Here is a 15,687-nt window from a genome sequence, read left to right on the forward strand (position 1 = left end):
AGGCTACTTTGATGTTTTCAGTCGGTCCGCGAGTGAGCGACTTGATTGAAGCACACGATAGACGCTCTGGCTGATTTCATCGGTCGCTTCTTGTTGTTGCGAAACCGCACCGGCGATCGCGTCTTGGTTCGAATCGATGTTGTTGATCGTGTCTTGTACATTGCGAATATCAGCAAGGAGACGCGATGCGGTTTGCTGAACCGACTCGATTCGTTCGGTGATCGCGCCGGTGGCATCCGCTGTTTGTTGGGCGAGTCCTTTGACTTCGCCCGCAACGACAGCAAAACCCTTACCTACCTCTCCGGCCCGGGCGGCTTCGATTGTCGCATTGAGGGCAAGTAGATTGGTTTGCTCGGCGATCGATTCGATCAATTGCACGACGCTGCCAATTTCTCGTGTGCTCGCATCGAGAGCGTTGCTCTGTTGGTGGGTTGATTCGACCAGCGACACGACGAGTTTCGCATCACGAGACGCGTGGGTCGCATATTCGGCGATGCTGCGGACGTTCGCGGAGAATTCTTCGATCGATGTTGCGATGCAGGCCGTATCGTTGGCGACTTCGTCACCGACAGCAGCCCCGATTTCGGCTGCCTTTTTCGATTGATCATCACGGATGGAACGGAGCACCATCAACGAAAAGAGTGAACTGATCGCAAGCAGGATCACCACGGCCACGCCGCCTTTCGCGAGCGCCGTCTGGGCCGCCGCTTCGGCTGGTTGCAAAGATTGCACAATTTCGAACGCACCATACAGGTCACCGGCCTTCATACCTTCCATCGGGTAACCGAGCACGTCTGTACCAGTGTCGTTGCCCCATAGCTCTTGCGACGTTTTCGGATCGCCGTGACAAATCAGACAACTATTGTCCAGCCGGATCGATCGAAACAGGTGTGCTGTATTGGTGGCGGCATCAACTTTGACCAATTCAGCGGCGTTCGTCGCCCTCAATTCTGTCAACGCGTCGAGTTGAAATTTGTTGGGCTTATGGTCAGGGTTACGTGGGCGAAATGCAGGAATGCGATAGGTGAAGTCAGCCTGTTTTGAGACATGTTCGATCGCATTGAATGCCGCAATGATCGGAAGCGTCGAAAGCAGTTTTTCTTGTTCGCCCTGATTCTGCAACTCGATCAACTCGTCAGTGGTGACAATGCCGTCTTTCCACTGTTGGTTCATGTGATCACGCGTCGCTTCGGCGGATTCGCAGAGTGCCAGACCACGTTCGACACAACTGTCGATCGCTTTCTGTTTTGCATCAACGTAGTACAAACAAGCCATGCCGATCGCCAAAAGTGCAGGTAGCAGCACTCCGAGCATCAGGACTCTTGTAAGTTGCGAAAGACGACTAAGTAAATTCATCGATGGAACTCGACACTAACTATCAAGTGACATTGGGAACAAACAGGGCGTATCAGGGCAATCAATTCAAATCAATCGGAGGGCAATCTGGAATGGAATCAAGGTTTGCTAGGCGAACATCGGGTTGTCGAATCCTCGTGGCGCGACATGTGAAACGACTTGATCCAAGTCGACCACTTCGGTGACGCGATCGCGGATGATGCATTGACCTTTGTTGGGTTCGTTCAGCATCGAAAGGGGCACATTGACGACATCGACGATGTTCTCGACGACTACGCCTACATGCATTCGTCCGGCGGAATAGACGACCGCATTGATCAAACCGTTTTCGTCTCCCGAAACACCTCCGCCGTAACCATTGCCCAATTGAAGCAACGGCATGATTTCGCCGCGGTATTGGATGACCTGCTCGTTGCCGGAATGTTCGATTCTGCTTGCTTCGAACTTTTCCAACCGCGCGACAGTGGAGAGTTTGATTGCCGATCGATTTCCGTTATCGGACTCGACCAACAGCATCAGTTCGGACTCCGACATGCCATCGAGGTGTGCGAGGTCATTGTTTCGCGGAACGCGATCACGGTGTTCTGACAAAACGTTGCTGCGTTGTGCGACGCCAAGCACGTCCAAGATCAGTGCGACCATCCCATCCCCCATGATGGTAGCACCTGCATAGCAGGCAATATTTTCTAAAAAACCGCCTAAGGGCTTAACGACAATTTCTTGACTGTCGATCACCGAATCGACGACTAACCCGAAGTGCCGATCTTCCGCTTGCAGGACGATAATATTGACACTTTCGTTGTAGTCGTTCCGTCCCCGTGGCGGACGCAGGCCGAGCAGTTCGTCGAGGAACACCAACGGCAAAAGGTTTCCGCGTAAGCGATAGACGGGGACGTCATGGATGAACTCGATTTCACATTTGTCGAGGTCACAATCGAGGCGTACCAGTTCCAGCAAACTGACTTGTGGGATCGCGTATGCTTCGCCGGCTGTCTCGGTGATCAATGCCGGAACGATCGCGAGTGTCAACGGAATCTTGATCCGGAGTGTCGTCCCCTTTCCGGCGACACTCTTGATTTCGAGTGTCCCGCCGATCCGTTCAATATTTGTTTTCACGACGTCCATACCGACGCCGCGCCCTGAAACGTTTGTGACCGTTTGTGCCGTCGAAAAGCCTGGCAACAAGATCAGGTTGATCAGCTCACGCTCGCCCATCATGTCGGCTTGCTCGGGAGTGATTAGCCCTTTCTCGATCGCCTTGTCACGGACGCGATCGGCGCGAATTCCGCCACCGTCATCGCAGATTTCGATGATGACTTGTCCGCCTTCGTGGAATGCCCGCAACAACAAGATGCCTTCCGCACGTTTGCCGGCTTCCAGTCTGGCTTCTGGCGGTTCAATCCCGTGATCGACCGAATTTCGGACGATGTGTGTGAGCGGGTCCTTGATCGCTTCAAGAATCGTTTTGTCAAGTTCCGTGTCAGCGCCTTCCATTTCGACGGCGACTTTCTTTTTGCAAGCGGACGCGAGGTCACGTACGACGCGTGGCAGTTTGCTCCAGGCATGGCGGATCGGTTGCATCCGAGTCTTCATCACGCCTTCTTGCAGCTCTGTCGTGATCAAGTTCAAACGCTGTGAAGCCGCCAGAATATTTGAATCTTTCGATTTCTCGCAGATACGCAAAATCTGATTCCGAGCCAGCACCAGTTCGCCGACAAGGTTCATCAATTTGTCGAGGAGATCGACATCGATTCGCACCGTGGAGTCGGCAACGGATTTGCCTTTCTCTCCGTCGGATGGCTTCGGTGGCGTCTTCGCTTCACTGACTTCGGCCGGTTTTGGCGTAGGGACTGCGGCAGCCGGTTTGGACTCGGCAGGTTTGACAGAAGTCGTCTCTGCTGCGGCGACGCTGGGTTCGGGGGCGACGTGATCGGCACTTGCGTCTTTCCCCGATGCGTTTTCATTCTCGGCATCGGTTGCTACCACTGCGGGAGTCGAGCCGTCGACTTCACCCTTGGTATCAAGCAGTTCTTGAAGCTGTCCGATCAGCGACGCATAGTCGGCTTCGCCTTCAATTCCGCTGTCTTCCAAATTGGTCAGGATGCTGCGGATGGCATCGACCATGCCGAGCAAACCATCCGCGATATGATTGTTTAGTTGAAATGCACCATCGCGAAGTGGGACCAGTAGGTTCTCGCCGACGTGGGCGACTTTCTCTAGTTTGGGAAGGGCGAGAAAGCCAGACGTGCCTTTGATCGTATGGATCGTTCGAAAGATACTTGCGAGTCGATCGCGGTTATCCGGTTCGTCTTCGAGCGCAAGCAGATCGCTGTCAAGTTGGTCGAGGCTTTCATAGCTTTCGACCAAAAACTCTTTGATGATGTCGTCAAGTCCGTCCACAACTCAATTCCCCGTACAGGTTGGCTTTAAAGGCATCGATGTGTGGCAACCGTGAACGTCCTTCCGGTTGCGGCTAACATGCCAGACCGAGACCGTCTGCAACTGCAGAATGTCTGCGAATACAGGGAACGATAGAACGCCACTAAATACGCGATCGAATTCGCAATTTGGAACTTACGGGAATAGGGGAACACCCCAGCCAGCACAGCGAGGGATAAGCCAGCAGTGCAGGGACCGAACCCACAAAAGAGAAACGGGTGTCCGGTGGCAGACGCGGAAGATCTGCAACAAGACTGTCGGGCAATGCAGTCTTGATGGTGCGTGAGAACGCGAAGAATTGGGGGTGAACGCAGTCGAAATCGCGACACCGAAGCGACGGACAACCCTCACTGGGATTGTCCGGCAGACCAGATATCAGTGGCCTTGAATCAGTCGCCCATAAACATTTCGCCCAGACCACCAAGCAGGCTTCCTTCGCCCTTGCGTGTGTTGCCCGCGGCCGGGATCGCGGAAGCAAGGCGACCGGCGAATCGCGAGAACGGCAACGATTGCAGCCAGACGGGGCCGGGGCCTCGGACGGTAGCGAGGAACAAGCCTTCGCCACCGAAGAATGCGTTCTTTAGCCCGCCAACAAACTGCACGTCATAGTTAACGGTCGGCCCCATCGCGACCAAGCACCCGGTATCCAAGCGAATCGTTTCGCCCGCTTCGAGTTCTCGGTACATCATCGTTCCGCCCGCGTGAATGATCCCGATGCCGTCGCCGCGTAGACGTTGCATGATGAAGCCTTCGCCGCCGAACAGTCCAGCGCCAATCTTCTTTTGAAATGCGATATCGACGGTCGTCCCGCGGGCGCCACAGAGGAACGCGTCTTTTTGGCAGATCACTTCGCCGCCAAGTTGATCGAGGTGCAATGGAATACATCGCCCCGGATAGGGCGCACCGAAAGCAACTTGGGCACGCTGCTGAGATTGATTGGTGAATGTCGTCATGAATAACGCTTCGCCGGTCAGCACACGTTTTCCGGCCGAGAGTACCTTGCCGAATAAGCTGGAGTCTTGTTTTGATGGGTCGCCGAAGACGGTCGCCATCTCGATCCCGTCGGTCATGTACATTAGCGCGCCCGCTTCGGCGATCGTTTGCTCGCCCGGGTCAAGCGTGATTTCGACGTACTGTGTTTCGTGTCCGAAGATCTCGTAATCGATTTCATCGCTGGTTCGTGCTCGACCATCCGATGATTGACCGCCCCGCATCGTCACCGGTGCGGAGCTGATTTGGACTTCACCGGCCGAGAACTGGTCATCGTGGTCGGCGGTGGTGTTGACCCCCGATCCCAAGCCAGCCGACTCGAACGGGTCATCCATTGTTGCCGTGCTGCCGGGCACATTGAATGCGTGACCACAGGTTCGGCAATTGACCGTTTTTCCGGTCATGTCGTCGCCGGCTTGGTACTGTTTTCCACACATGGGGCAGTTAAATTCCACGGTCAATCGTCCTTCTTGATTTGGCGGTCGTCATTTTGGGAGCTGCGTTTTAGCTGCGGGCGCGTTTAAGCCAAGGCCTCACCGTAGCGTCGATGGGGCGCGGCCGCTTCCTCGGTTGTGATTTTTTCGAACATCGATGCTTTGCGTATTCGAACGCCACCGCGTGAAATTGCGTCACCGTGTGAAATTGGGATGAGGATCGCAGTTTCTAGAGAAGCGTTTGGGAGCCCCCACTCGTCGCGCCCCAGACGAAGTTTTACACTCACGGTGCAATCTCCGGTCCAGACCGATTGGATCGCGGCATTCCCCTTCACGCCGCGAGCGGCAGCGGGAACCCCGCAAACCGCCGAATTGCCACCTCCGGATCTCCCGGATTTTCCATTGAGACTCCCCCCTCATTCCTGAAAAGAAACGATATGAGTGCCAATCATCGACGCGGAACGTTGACGCTGCACGCCGGCCAGGAACCTGATCCGACAACGAACAGTCGGGCGGTGCCAATTTATGCGACCACCAGCTACGTGTTTAACGACACGGATCATGCGGCCGCATTATTCGGGTTGGCCGAGTTCGGCAATATCTATAGTCGCCTGATGAATCCGACGGTCGACGTCTTGGAAAAACGTTTGGCGGCACTCGACGGCGGTGTGACCGGTTTGTGCTTTGCGTCGGGGCAAGCGGCAATCACCGCAGCAATTTTGACGATCGCACATAGTGGTCAAAACATCGTCAGCAGCACGTCGCTTTATGGCGGCACCTGGACATTGTTTACGCAGACGCTCAAAAACCTGGGTATCGAAGTTCGATTCTTTAATCCGAACGAGCCCGATAAAATCCACGAACTGGTCGACGAGAATACGCGATTGGTTTACATGGAATCGATCGGCAATCCGAAAAACGACGTGCCGGATTTCAAAGCCATCGCCGATGCGGCGCACTCGGCACCGCACGGGCCAGTGCCGGTATTGTGCGACAACACGGTGATGACACCGATGTTGCTGCGTCCGATCGAACACGGCATCGACATCGTGATCTACAGCACGACAAAATTCTTGGGCGGCCACGGCACGCATGTTGGCGGTGCGATCGTTGACAGCGGGAACTTCAAGTGGGCCGACAATCCCGAAAAATGGCCCGAGTTCTGCGGACCTTCGCCGTCGTACCATGGTGCCGTCTTTGAAGAACATCTTCGCCCAATGGGAAACATCGCTTACTTGGTTCACATGCGGACGCACTGGTTGCGTGACACCGGTGCCGCGATGAGCCCCTTTGCCGCGTTCCTGTTCTTGCAAGGTTTGGAAACGTTGCACCTGCGGATGCCACGACACTGCGAAAACGCCAAGAAGGTCGCCGAGTTCCTGGAGTCCAGCGACGCTGTCGAGTGGGTGAACTATCCAGGATTGAAATCACACAGCGACTATGATCGCGGTCAGCAGTACTTGCCCGACGGCCAAGGCGCGATTCTTGGATTCGGTATCAAAGGCGGTATGGAAGCGGGCAAAAAGTTTATCAACTCGTGTGAGCTCTGTTCGCACTTGGCCAACATCGGTGACGCCAAGACGTTGGTGATTCACCCCGCCAGTACGACACACCAGCAGTTGTCCGCAGACGAACAGCGTCAGGCAGGTGTGGTGCCCGAGTACATTCGTATGTCGGTCGGTATCGAAGACGCCGACGATATCATCGACGACTTGAAGCAAGCCTTGGCGGCTGCCACCGCGTAATGTCCGAGAAGGCGGCTGAGAGCCAGTCTTTTGAAAGCACCGACGACAATCGTGTCGTCGGGCCGCTAACGCATGCTCGCCATGTCGCGTTCGATGGTGAAATCGAGTTGGAACGTGGCAGCAAGCTTGACGGGGTCCGGTGCGCTTTCGAAACCTGGGGAGAACTGAATGACGACGCCAGCAACGCAGTGCTGGTCTGTCATGCGCTCTCCGGTGACTCTCATGCGGCACGCCACGGCGAAGACGATGATCCCGGCTGGTGGGACGATTTGATCGGCCCCGGCAAACCGATCGACACAGATCATTTTTTCGTAATCTGTCCCAACGTATTGGGCGGATGTCGAGGGACAACGGGCCCTGGCGATCTGAATCCGCAAACCGGCAAGCCCTACGGAGCCGATTTTCCGCGGATCACGATTGGTGACATGGTCACCGTGCAGAAACGTTTGATCGATCACCTTGGGATCAAGCGTTTGCGAGCGATCATTGGTGGATCGCTAGGCGGGCACCAAGCGATGAGTTGGGTGTCCCGATTTCCCGATGCGACGGAGCTTTGTGTCGTCATCGCGTCGAGTGCCCGATTGACCAGCCAAGCGTTGGGATTCGATGTGATTGGACGCAATGCGATTCAGACCGATCCGCATTTTTACGACGGTCAGTACTATGACCAGCCGGAGCGCCCGGACACCGGATTGGCAATCGCACGAATGCTTGGCCACATCACTTATCTATCGACGGAGGTGATGGAGAAAAAGTTTGAATCGGATCGACACGATCCGCGTGAAGTCGCGACCAGTTTCGAACAACGGTTCAGCATCGGTTCGTACCTCGCCTACCAGGGACAAAAGTTTACGACTCGGTTCGATGCCAACAGCTACGTCACGATCACGATGGCGATGGATCTGTTTGATCTTGGCACCAGTCGATTGCAACTGATGGAAACCTTCGGTGAAGCTCAGTGTGAGTTCGTTGTTGTGAGTTTCAGCAGCGATTGGCTGTTCACACCGCATCAGTCTCGGGACATCGTCAACGCGTTAACGGCACTTGATAAATCGGTCACCTATGCCGAAATCACTTCGCCACGTGGGCACGATTCGTTCTTAATCAACGAAGACATCGCCAAGTACGCGCCTTTGATCCAATCGCGTTTGGGCGACGTTGATCGTATTCCGCCGTCGATCAGCAAGGTCGAATCGTTGATCATCAACGAGATCCCAGAAAACGCATCCGTGTTGGACTTGGGATGCGGCGATGGCCATTTGCTGGCAGCGCTTAAACAACGCGGGCATCAAAAACTGGTCGGCGTCGAAGTCGCCCAGTCCAGCATCTTGAACGCGGGGCGGCGCGGACTGAATATCATCGACTATGACTTGAACGAAGGCTTGCCGGCATTTATCGATAATCAGTTTGACGTGGTGGTGCTCAGTGCGACATTGCAAGCTGTCGCAAACATCGAAAAGTTGTTTGACGAGATGCTGCGGGTTGGCAAACGCGTGATCGTCAGTTTCCCAAACTTCGCCTACAAAAAACTCCGCGAAGATTACGTCGTCCGGGGACGCTCACCGAAAGCTCCGGGCGAATTCGGTTATGAGTGGTTCAATACGCCCAACCGACGTTTCCCTTCGATCGCGGACGTTCATGACCTCTGCCAACGGAAACAGTTGCGTTTGGTGGACGAGTACTATTTCGATGCTTCTACTGGCGAAGTGATCGCGGCGGACGACGATCCGAACCTGAACGCCGACACGGCGATTTTGGTCATGACCAGGGAATAACGTTTTTTCGCGATCCTAGCGGCGGTGCTTGGAAACTAAGCCAAGATCCCTGTCGTGAAAGCGAATCTTGGGTGTCAGCAAATTCTGCATTCTTGCCACGCGGCCGAAACCTTCTCGCCATCGCGTTGGTAAAACAAGTGGAAATGCTGTCCGGTTCACGTTGAACAATTCCGTCGGAATCTGAGATGTTAAACACTTCGCTGGGGCGTTGGTTGGCCCTTTCATTCGCCGCCAGTTCGATCGCTTCACTGGCATCAACGGCGGTCGCCGAGGACGATCCACGTGATGTATCGCGACTGCTGCCGCCGACCACGCTCGCTTATCTTGAGATTCCCAACCCGGATTCCATTGCCGAAACCATCTTAGGCCATCCCATTCGGGCTCGTCTGGAGTCGATGCCGCAGTACGACCAAGTTGCGAAGTCCCAGCAATACGCGCAAGCCCAGGTTGGACTCGCGATGGTCGAGGGCTTGTTCGGTATGCCACTTCGCGAAGTCGTCCAAAATACCACCGCAAACGGTGTCGTCGCGATTCGCGACGGAGCAACCGACGGAGCCGCGGTCATCCTCACGGCGAAAGATAAGGAATCTGCCAAGACGGTTTTTGAGAAGGCGATGCAAGTTGCATCGATCGAATGGTTCAACGGATTGGAGCCGGTGGAGTATCGTGGCATCACCGCCTACAAAAAACGCGACGTACGGGTCGCGATTCACGAAGACCGGATCTTGATTACCAACAATTCGGATCTTGGGCGGTTTATCCTCGACCAAATGCTCGAACCATCTGGCGAATCGCTGCACGATGACCCGGCATTTCAAGCAGCCAAACAAACCCAAAGCAACGAAGCGGACGCCTGGGCGTACGTCATATTGGATCCTTTTCGATCCAAGGGGAAATTCGAGAAGCTGCACCGCGACGTTCGCCGTAATCCAGTCGCGGAAGCGTTGGTGGGCGGCTTACTGAGCTGTCTGGACGAGACGCCCTATGCGACGGCCGAGGTTGATTTGACAACAACCGGGCTTGGCTTGCAGTTTGTCATTCCGTTCGTCGAAAGTGCGATTCCCAGCGAACGAGAATATTACTTCGGTCCCGATCATGCTGGTGTTGGTCCCGCGATCCCTCAGCAGCCTCAGCAGTTGCTTAGCTTGAGTACCTACCGCGACTTTTCCGCGATGTGGTTGCACTCCGGTGACCTGTTCGATGAACGTATCAACGACGAGTTTGCGAAAGCTGATGCCACACTAACGACAATCTTTTCTGGTCACGACTTTGGCGAAGACATTCTCGGTTCGGTCGAGCAGGAATCGGGTTTGTTGCCGTTCGCCAAGAATTCGCCGATGGACAACCTGTTCCGGCAATCAAGCTGCCCGCGTTTGCGTTGCTAATGAAGATGGAAAATCCCGATGAAGTGTCGAGGGAATTCAAAAGGATTTTTCAAAGCCTGGTCGGTTTTATCAACATCATCGGTGCTCAAGAAGGCAATCGCCAATTGGAACTTGACCTCGATAAGCTTGACGGAGGTGCCCAGTTGGTGATCAGTCGCTTTGTTCCCGAGCGTGAGGACGAAGGTTCAACCGATGCGCCGATCGTATTCAATTTTTCACCCACGCTCGGATTCTCTGGTGACCGATTGGTGCTCGCCAGTACCACTGACCTTGCAAAACGCTTGACCGTTTCGGAAGAGCCAGCATCTAGCGAAACCCAAGCGAACACGCAGTTATTGCTGTCTGCTGATGTGCTGCAAAAAGTTGTCGTGGACAACCGATCGCAACTCGTCGCTCAAAACATGCTTGAAGAAGGCAACTCGCTGGAGGAAGCTCAGGCGACGATCGACTTCATCACCAACATGATTGGCTATTTCAAGTCTGCCAAAGTCACGTTTGGGCCTTCGGCCGGAAAACTGAAGCTGGCCGTCGATGTCGAAGTCAACACCGATCAAACTGACTTGGTAAGCGAGTGAATCGCAAAGGGTGAACCCAATGGCTGTCGGAACCGCTTTCACGATTGATCCAGATTGGGCGTGGGAACGCTTTACACCCACCGACGATCAGCCATGGGGTCATTCGCTCGCGTCGCATCTGCTCCGTCGTGGCGGATTTGCACCGACCGCGCAGCAATTGGAACAGGCCGTCAAATCAGGATTCGAATCGACCCTCGACGGACTCACGGACGTCGAGAACACGTCTCAAGATTACTTGGACGAGATACGAACACTCACGCGTGCGGCGCTCGCCAGTGGCAGCAACAAGCAACTTGCTGCCGGATGGGTTTATCGGATGCTGACGACACCGCATCCGTTGCTCGAAAAGATGACATTGTTCTGGCACGGCCATTTCGCCACAAGCGCGACGAAGGTCGATGATGCGGAGTTGATGCTGCAGCAAAACGAATTGCTCCGCCAGCATGCTCTCGGCGACTTTCATGTGCTGTTGTTGGAAATCTCCCGTGATCCGGCAATGCTGATTTACTTGGATTCGGTGACCAACCGGAAGTCACACCCGAACGAGAACTATGCTCGCGAAATCATGGAGTTGTTTTCACTTGGCGAAGGCAACTACAGTGAAACCGATATCCGCGAGTTGGCTCGCTGTTTTACCGGTTGGGAGATCAAACGCAAACGTTTCCGATTCAACCGATTTCAGCATGACACTGGAAAGAAAACGGTTCTCGGAAAAAGTGGATCGTTCGGCGGTGAAGATGCCGTGCGGATCGTCAGTGAGCAGTCATCCGCACCAATGTTTCTGTGTGAAAAGCTGGTGCGATTTTTCGTTGCCGACGATTTGAAGTGCACGCCTGAATTGTTGCAACCACTTGCTGACCGCATGCAAGCAGATGACCTTCAGATCGCACCGACGGTGAAACGGATTTTGGGAAGCAACCTGTTTTTCTCGGAGTCTGCGCGAGCCAGAAAAGTTCGTTCGCCGGTCGAGTTTGCGATCGATTTACTTCGGTCACTCGAAGGCACCACTGACACTTACATGGTTGCCGAAGCGATTTCTGATTTGGGTCAAGGGTTGTACCATCCGCCCAGCGTCAAAGGTTGGGACGGAGGTCGGGCGTGGATCAATTCGTCAACGCTACTCGGACGATCGAATTTTGTTCGACGACTCGTCGACCATCCCAAAACCAGATTTGGAAAGCAATCACTTCGGGAATACTTGGACGATCGGGGCGTTGCGACCATCGATGATTTGCTCGCGTTTGTTCAGCCGATCTTATTTGCCGTACCGCTAAACGATTCTGTTCGCAACCAAATCGAATCGATCCGTTTGAATTCGCTTGATCGAAGTGCCAACGGTTTTGAAGATGCAATTCACCTACTGTGCTCGCTGCCGGAGTTTCAGTTGTCATGACAAAGAAAATCAGCCGACGTCGTGTCCTCCACTCATCGGCCGCTAGTGTCGCGGCACTTTCGCTGGATCAAGTGGTCGCCTGTCCGAGAACGCTGTGTCTTGGAGCGAGGAATTCAAAATCGGATGGCAAGATTCTGGTCGTCGTCGAGATGGCCGGTGGCAATGACGGATTGAATACCGTCGTTCCGTTCAATGATGATGCTTACCGCAAGGCTCGGCCAAATCTGCGAATCGAGAAATCGAGCTGCTTGGCGATCAATGATGATCGTGGTTTCCATCCGGCACTTACCGGGTTTGCGTCATTGCTTGAACAGGGGAAGCTTTCGATATTGCATGGCATCGGCTATCCAGATCCGAACCGATCGCACTTCGAGTCGATGGATATATGGCACACTTGCCATCGCAAGGACGAGCCTCGACCCGACGGTTGGATTGGGCGGGCATTGCAAGCGTCAAGACGGGAAAGCAACGATCCGCCAGCGATTCATTTGGGATCTGAACAACAACCGTTCGCGCTGATGTCACGCGAACTGCGTGTGCCATCGATCCAATCTTTGCAGCAATTCCAACTGCGAAAGAATGGAAGTGTAGACCTCTCCGAGACGATTCGTGAACTGAGTGCTGAAACGACGTCTGACGAAAACGAGTTGCTTGGCTTTATCCAAAGCAGCACTTCGTCGGCGATCATGACCAGCGAGCGTATGGAGCAGACACGAAAACAAAAGCCAAGCCAATCCACGTATCCGAAAAGCAACCTTGGTCAGAAACTGCAAACGGTCTCGCAGTTGATCGCTTCGGATCTTGAAACAAGAGTCTACTACGTTCGTATTGACGGATTCGATACACATGCCAATCAACCCGATGCGCATACTGCGTTGCTTCGCGAAGTTGGAGATGCCGTGAACGCCTTTGTGGCTGACATCAGCGGACAAGGCAACGGTGACCGGGTCTTGGTGATGTGCTTTAGCGAGTTTGGCCGGCGAGTGGCTGAGAACGCGAGCGATGGAACGGATCATGGGACTGCCGCGCCCGTGTTTTTCGCTGGCGGTCGAGTACGTGCTGGCGAGGTCGGCGACTATCCAAGTTTGACCGACCTCGAAGAAGGTGACTTAAAGCACCACACCGATTTTCGGTCGGTCTATGCCACCGTTTTGCAGCAGTGGCTTGAGTGCTCAAGCGATTCCATCCTGGACGGATCGTTTCCCATGCTTCCGTTCTTGGACGTTGGCTGAGAACGCGTGCCTTATTCGGGACTGTTTCCTGAACGGGGAACCCAGGTCTCTGGTTCGTCTAGCATGTAGGGCTGATGAAAGACTGTCATCTCGTCGCCTTGATCCTTTAACCACGCATCGAGTGCATCCGACAATTGCTGACGGTTGGCGGCATGTGCCGTTTCGTCGATCAGGTTGTTGCGTTCATAGGGATCCGATTCCAGATCGTAAAGTTCCTCGGCAGGCCGAGCATGGTACCGATTCATTGCGTCGGCAGCCGTCGCATCTGTCTTTGCGAGTTCTTGCCATTCGAGAATGTAGTCGCTCGAGTTCGCTCGATGAAGCAGATCGATGTGTGTCGTGAAGGCAAACTCGGGATGCAGGTTGCGAATGTACTTGAACCGACCGTCGCGTACCGAACGAACGGGATACACGTTCATTTGTCGGTCGCCGCTGTGTGTGGTGAAGATCAGTGCGCGATGCGTTTTTGCTTTTCCACTGAGCACATCGGCAAAGCTGGCACCGTCAAGTCCGGTCGGTACCTCGCCGCCAGCCAACTCGATTAAGGTCGGCAACATGTCCACCCAGCTGACCATCGCGTCCGTACGTGTGTTGGCTTGAATGTGTCCTGGCCATGAGACGATCAATGGCACACGAATCCCTTCTTCGTACAACGTCCATTTGCCGAGCGGGAACTGTGCGCCGTGGTCGCTGGAGAACACGTAGATTGGATCGCCTTGAAGATGTTTCTGTGTCAGTGTCCGCAGGCTTGCTAGAACTTCGTCGAGCTGTTTAACCTCTTGCAAGTATCGTGAACGCTGAACTCGCGTCCGCGGCGTATCGATCAGCATCGGTGGCAAGTACACACCAGCGGGATCAAAGCTGGAATGATTTGGCCAAGGTACGTGCGGATTGCCAATCCCGACAAACAGGGCCAATGGCCGGTCATCCTTTCGGTTGTTCAGAAAGCGCGTTACGTTCTGCAGTAGCTTGGGCATCTCCTTGGCATTCTCGACGACTTCAAAGCCGAACGATTTAGCGCGATTGGAGTGGGCGATTTTGCCGAACGACGCGACTTGATAACCAAGGTCCTTCAGGACGAAGGGCAGGCGATCAACGTCAGCACTTGGTGTTGAATGGTTTTCCTCGGCACCGTTGCGGGCTGGCATCAGCCCTGTCAAAAGCGCGGCCCGACTTGGCGCACAAGATGGGCTGGCAACGAACGCTTGATTGAACGTCATGCCTTCCGAAGCGAGTGCTTCTAAGGCTGGGGTTTTGATTCCATGTTCGTCATAGACCGAGATGTCTCGCTGAGACAAATCGTCGGCCAGATAAACGACAATGTTGGGACGTTCGTTTGCAACGGCGGTGCAAACGGAGAGGAACAGCAAGGCGGCAGAAGTGAGAAAACGCATCGGCGGCTATTGTTGGGTAGCAAAATCGAGTTCGCTCGAGATTATACCCACCGCGTTTCAATTCCGATGCGCGATCAACCAAAGGCGGCAACGTGATGTTGAAGTCAATCCGGTTTACGGTTGCTCGTTTTCGATCACTTCTGGGCTCGCCGGATCTTCTGGGGCCCGTTTACGGAGCTTGCGTTGCAGGGACCGCCGGTGGATGCCCAATCGACGTGCCGCTTCGCTGATGTTGCCACCGCAGTCCGATAAAACTCGATGAATGTGCTCCCACTCGTTTCGTGCAAGCGACGGGGCGGGGAAGCTGACTTCGCCAGTCGGAACTGTCGGGCAGTCACCACGTGCGAAAGCGGCTAGGATGTCATCGGCATCGGCGGGCTTGCTGAGGAAGTTCACTGCACCCGCACGCACCGCATCGATCGACGCGGGGATGCTGCCGAATCCGCTGAGCATGATGATCCGCGTATTCGGATTCATCTGCAAAAGTTTGCGTAGTAGGTCCAGTCCTGACTTGCCAGGCATCCGCAAATCGAGCACCGCCAAGTCTGTCGGGGAGTGATGAAACACTTCGACAGCTTCGTCGTAAGTGCCGGCGGTTTGGACCAAGAATCCCCGTTGACGAAGCGCCATTGCAAGTCGGTCCCGCAGTATCACGGTGTCATCGACTAGTAGAACGCTGTCGGCGCCAAGATCGGCAGCGGTGTAAACCGGGGCGGAATCGTCTGTCATGTTTCTGTGATTGGTAATGCTAAGCGTTGTTCGCCCATGGGGCCGCACCAGCTACCAGTTTGCCAGCTGCGTCCGCTGTGACAGCGAGCGGGCTCCACGTTTCCATTGTAGGTCACAGTTCAAGCACGCCTATCCCACGGCAAGGCTACGTCCGGTTGATTTACCGAAATGCGACCTGCAGCGATCACTGGAAAACGCAGGAATGTTCGAGCGAGCCGCGATTGCAGAGCCTTGCCCCCA

11 protein-coding genes are annotated in these 15,687 nt (G+C 54.6%); 6 read left to right on the plus strand and 5 right to left on the minus strand.

From position 1 onward, the window contains the following. Positions 1-3: 3 nt before the first annotated feature. The 3 genes from CGZ80_RS29150 to CGZ80_RS20645 form a co-directional block, all read right to left on the minus strand. A complete protein-coding gene (locus tag CGZ80_RS29150) occupies positions 4-1,356 on the minus strand; it encodes a methyl-accepting chemotaxis protein (protein WP_094417581.1) in 1,353 nt (450 codons plus the stop codon). Between the two features lie 108 nt (positions 1,357-1,464). After that, positions 1,465-3,756, minus strand: coding sequence for a chemotaxis protein CheA (locus CGZ80_RS20640; RefSeq protein WP_094417582.1), 2,292 nt, complete (start codon positions 3,754-3,756; stop codon positions 1,465-1,467). A gap of 428 nt (positions 3,757-4,184) precedes the next feature. Beyond that, positions 4,185-5,240, minus strand: coding sequence for a TIGR00266 family protein (locus CGZ80_RS20645; protein WP_233148553.1), 1,056 nt, complete (start codon positions 5,238-5,240; stop codon positions 4,185-4,187). Positions 5,241-5,656: 416 nt separating this feature from the next. On the opposite strand from CGZ80_RS20645, the gene CGZ80_RS20655 reads away from it, so the two are divergent. The 6 genes from CGZ80_RS20655 to CGZ80_RS20680 all read left to right on the plus strand — a co-directional run bounded on the left by CGZ80_RS20655 (position 5,657) and on the right by CGZ80_RS20680 (position 13,324). Continuing rightward, on the plus strand, positions 5,657-6,964 hold the full coding sequence (locus CGZ80_RS20655) for an O-acetylhomoserine aminocarboxypropyltransferase/cysteine synthase family protein (protein ID WP_094417584.1): 1,308 nt from the start codon (positions 5,657-5,659) through the stop codon (positions 6,962-6,964). Continuing rightward, complete coding sequence (locus CGZ80_RS20660) at positions 6,964-8,739, plus strand: homoserine O-acetyltransferase (RefSeq protein ID WP_094417585.1); 1,776 nt, start codon at positions 6,964-6,966, stop codon at positions 8,737-8,739. Before CGZ80_RS20655 ends, CGZ80_RS20660 begins: the two co-directional genes overlap by 1 nt. 185 nt (positions 8,740-8,924) lie before the next feature. Further along, positions 8,925-10,124, plus strand: coding sequence for a hypothetical protein (locus CGZ80_RS20665; RefSeq protein WP_094417586.1), 1,200 nt, complete (start codon positions 8,925-8,927; stop codon positions 10,122-10,124). After that, the gene (locus tag CGZ80_RS20670; RefSeq protein WP_094417587.1) at positions 10,124-10,699 is read left to right on the plus strand and encodes a hypothetical protein; all 576 of its coding nucleotides are present in this window, start codon (positions 10,124-10,126) and stop codon (positions 10,697-10,699) included. The genes CGZ80_RS20665 and CGZ80_RS20670 overlap by 1 nt, the downstream gene beginning before the upstream one ends. Positions 10,700-10,718: 19 nt before the next feature. Then, positions 10,719-12,092 carry a DUF1800 family protein gene (locus CGZ80_RS20675; protein ID WP_094417588.1) on the plus strand — a complete coding sequence of 458 codons (1,374 nt, stop codon included), beginning with the start codon at positions 10,719-10,721 and terminating at the stop codon, positions 12,090-12,092. After that, entirely contained in the window at positions 12,089-13,324 is a 1,236-nt protein-coding gene (locus CGZ80_RS20680; protein WP_094417589.1) for a DUF1501 domain-containing protein, read from the plus strand. The genes CGZ80_RS20675 and CGZ80_RS20680 overlap by 4 nt, the downstream gene beginning before the upstream one ends. Positions 13,325-13,335: 11 nt before the next feature. Here CGZ80_RS20680 and CGZ80_RS20685 read toward each other — a convergent pair whose 3' ends face one another. Together CGZ80_RS20685 and CGZ80_RS20690 are read right to left on the minus strand one after the other, a co-directional pair. Next, positions 13,336-14,718 (minus strand): sulfatase, encoded by a 1,383-nt coding sequence (locus CGZ80_RS20685; RefSeq protein WP_094417590.1) that lies wholly within the window; start codon positions 14,716-14,718, stop codon positions 13,336-13,338. 114 nt (positions 14,719-14,832) lie between these two features. After that, positions 14,833-15,447: a response regulator transcription factor gene (locus tag CGZ80_RS20690; RefSeq protein ID WP_094417591.1), complete on the minus strand. Its 615-nt coding sequence runs from the start codon at positions 15,445-15,447 to the stop codon at positions 14,833-14,835. Positions 15,448-15,687 lie beyond the last annotated feature (240 nt).

The organism is Rhodopirellula sp. MGV (genome assembly GCF_002251265.1).
Lineage (GTDB): Bacteria > Planctomycetota > Planctomycetia > Pirellulales > Pirellulaceae > Stieleria > Stieleria baltica_A.

Coding starts and splice junctions, on each gene's coding strand:
- CGZ80_RS29150 (WP_094417581.1), bottom strand. CDS start 1,356: ATGAATTTACTTAGTCGTCTTTCGCAACTTACAAGAGTCCTGATGCTC.
- CGZ80_RS20655 (WP_094417584.1), top strand. CDS start 5,657: ATGAGTGCCAATCATCGACGCGGAACGTTGACGCTGCACGCCGGCCAG.
- CGZ80_RS20660 (WP_094417585.1), top strand. CDS start 6,964: ATGTCCGAGAAGGCGGCTGAGAGCCAGTCTTTTGAAAGCACCGACGAC.
- CGZ80_RS20665 (WP_094417586.1), top strand. CDS start 8,925: ATGTTAAACACTTCGCTGGGGCGTTGGTTGGCCCTTTCATTCGCCGCC.
- CGZ80_RS20670 (WP_094417587.1), top strand. CDS start 10,124: ATGAAGATGGAAAATCCCGATGAAGTGTCGAGGGAATTCAAAAGGATT.
- CGZ80_RS20675 (WP_094417588.1), top strand. CDS start 10,719: ATGGCTGTCGGAACCGCTTTCACGATTGATCCAGATTGGGCGTGGGAA.
- CGZ80_RS20680 (WP_094417589.1), top strand. CDS start 12,089: ATGACAAAGAAAATCAGCCGACGTCGTGTCCTCCACTCATCGGCCGCT.
- CGZ80_RS20685 (WP_094417590.1), bottom strand. CDS start 14,718: ATGCGTTTTCTCACTTCTGCCGCCTTGCTGTTCCTCTCCGTTTGCACC.
- CGZ80_RS20690 (WP_094417591.1), bottom strand. CDS start 15,447: ATGACAGACGATTCCGCCCCGGTTTACACCGCTGCCGATCTTGGCGCC.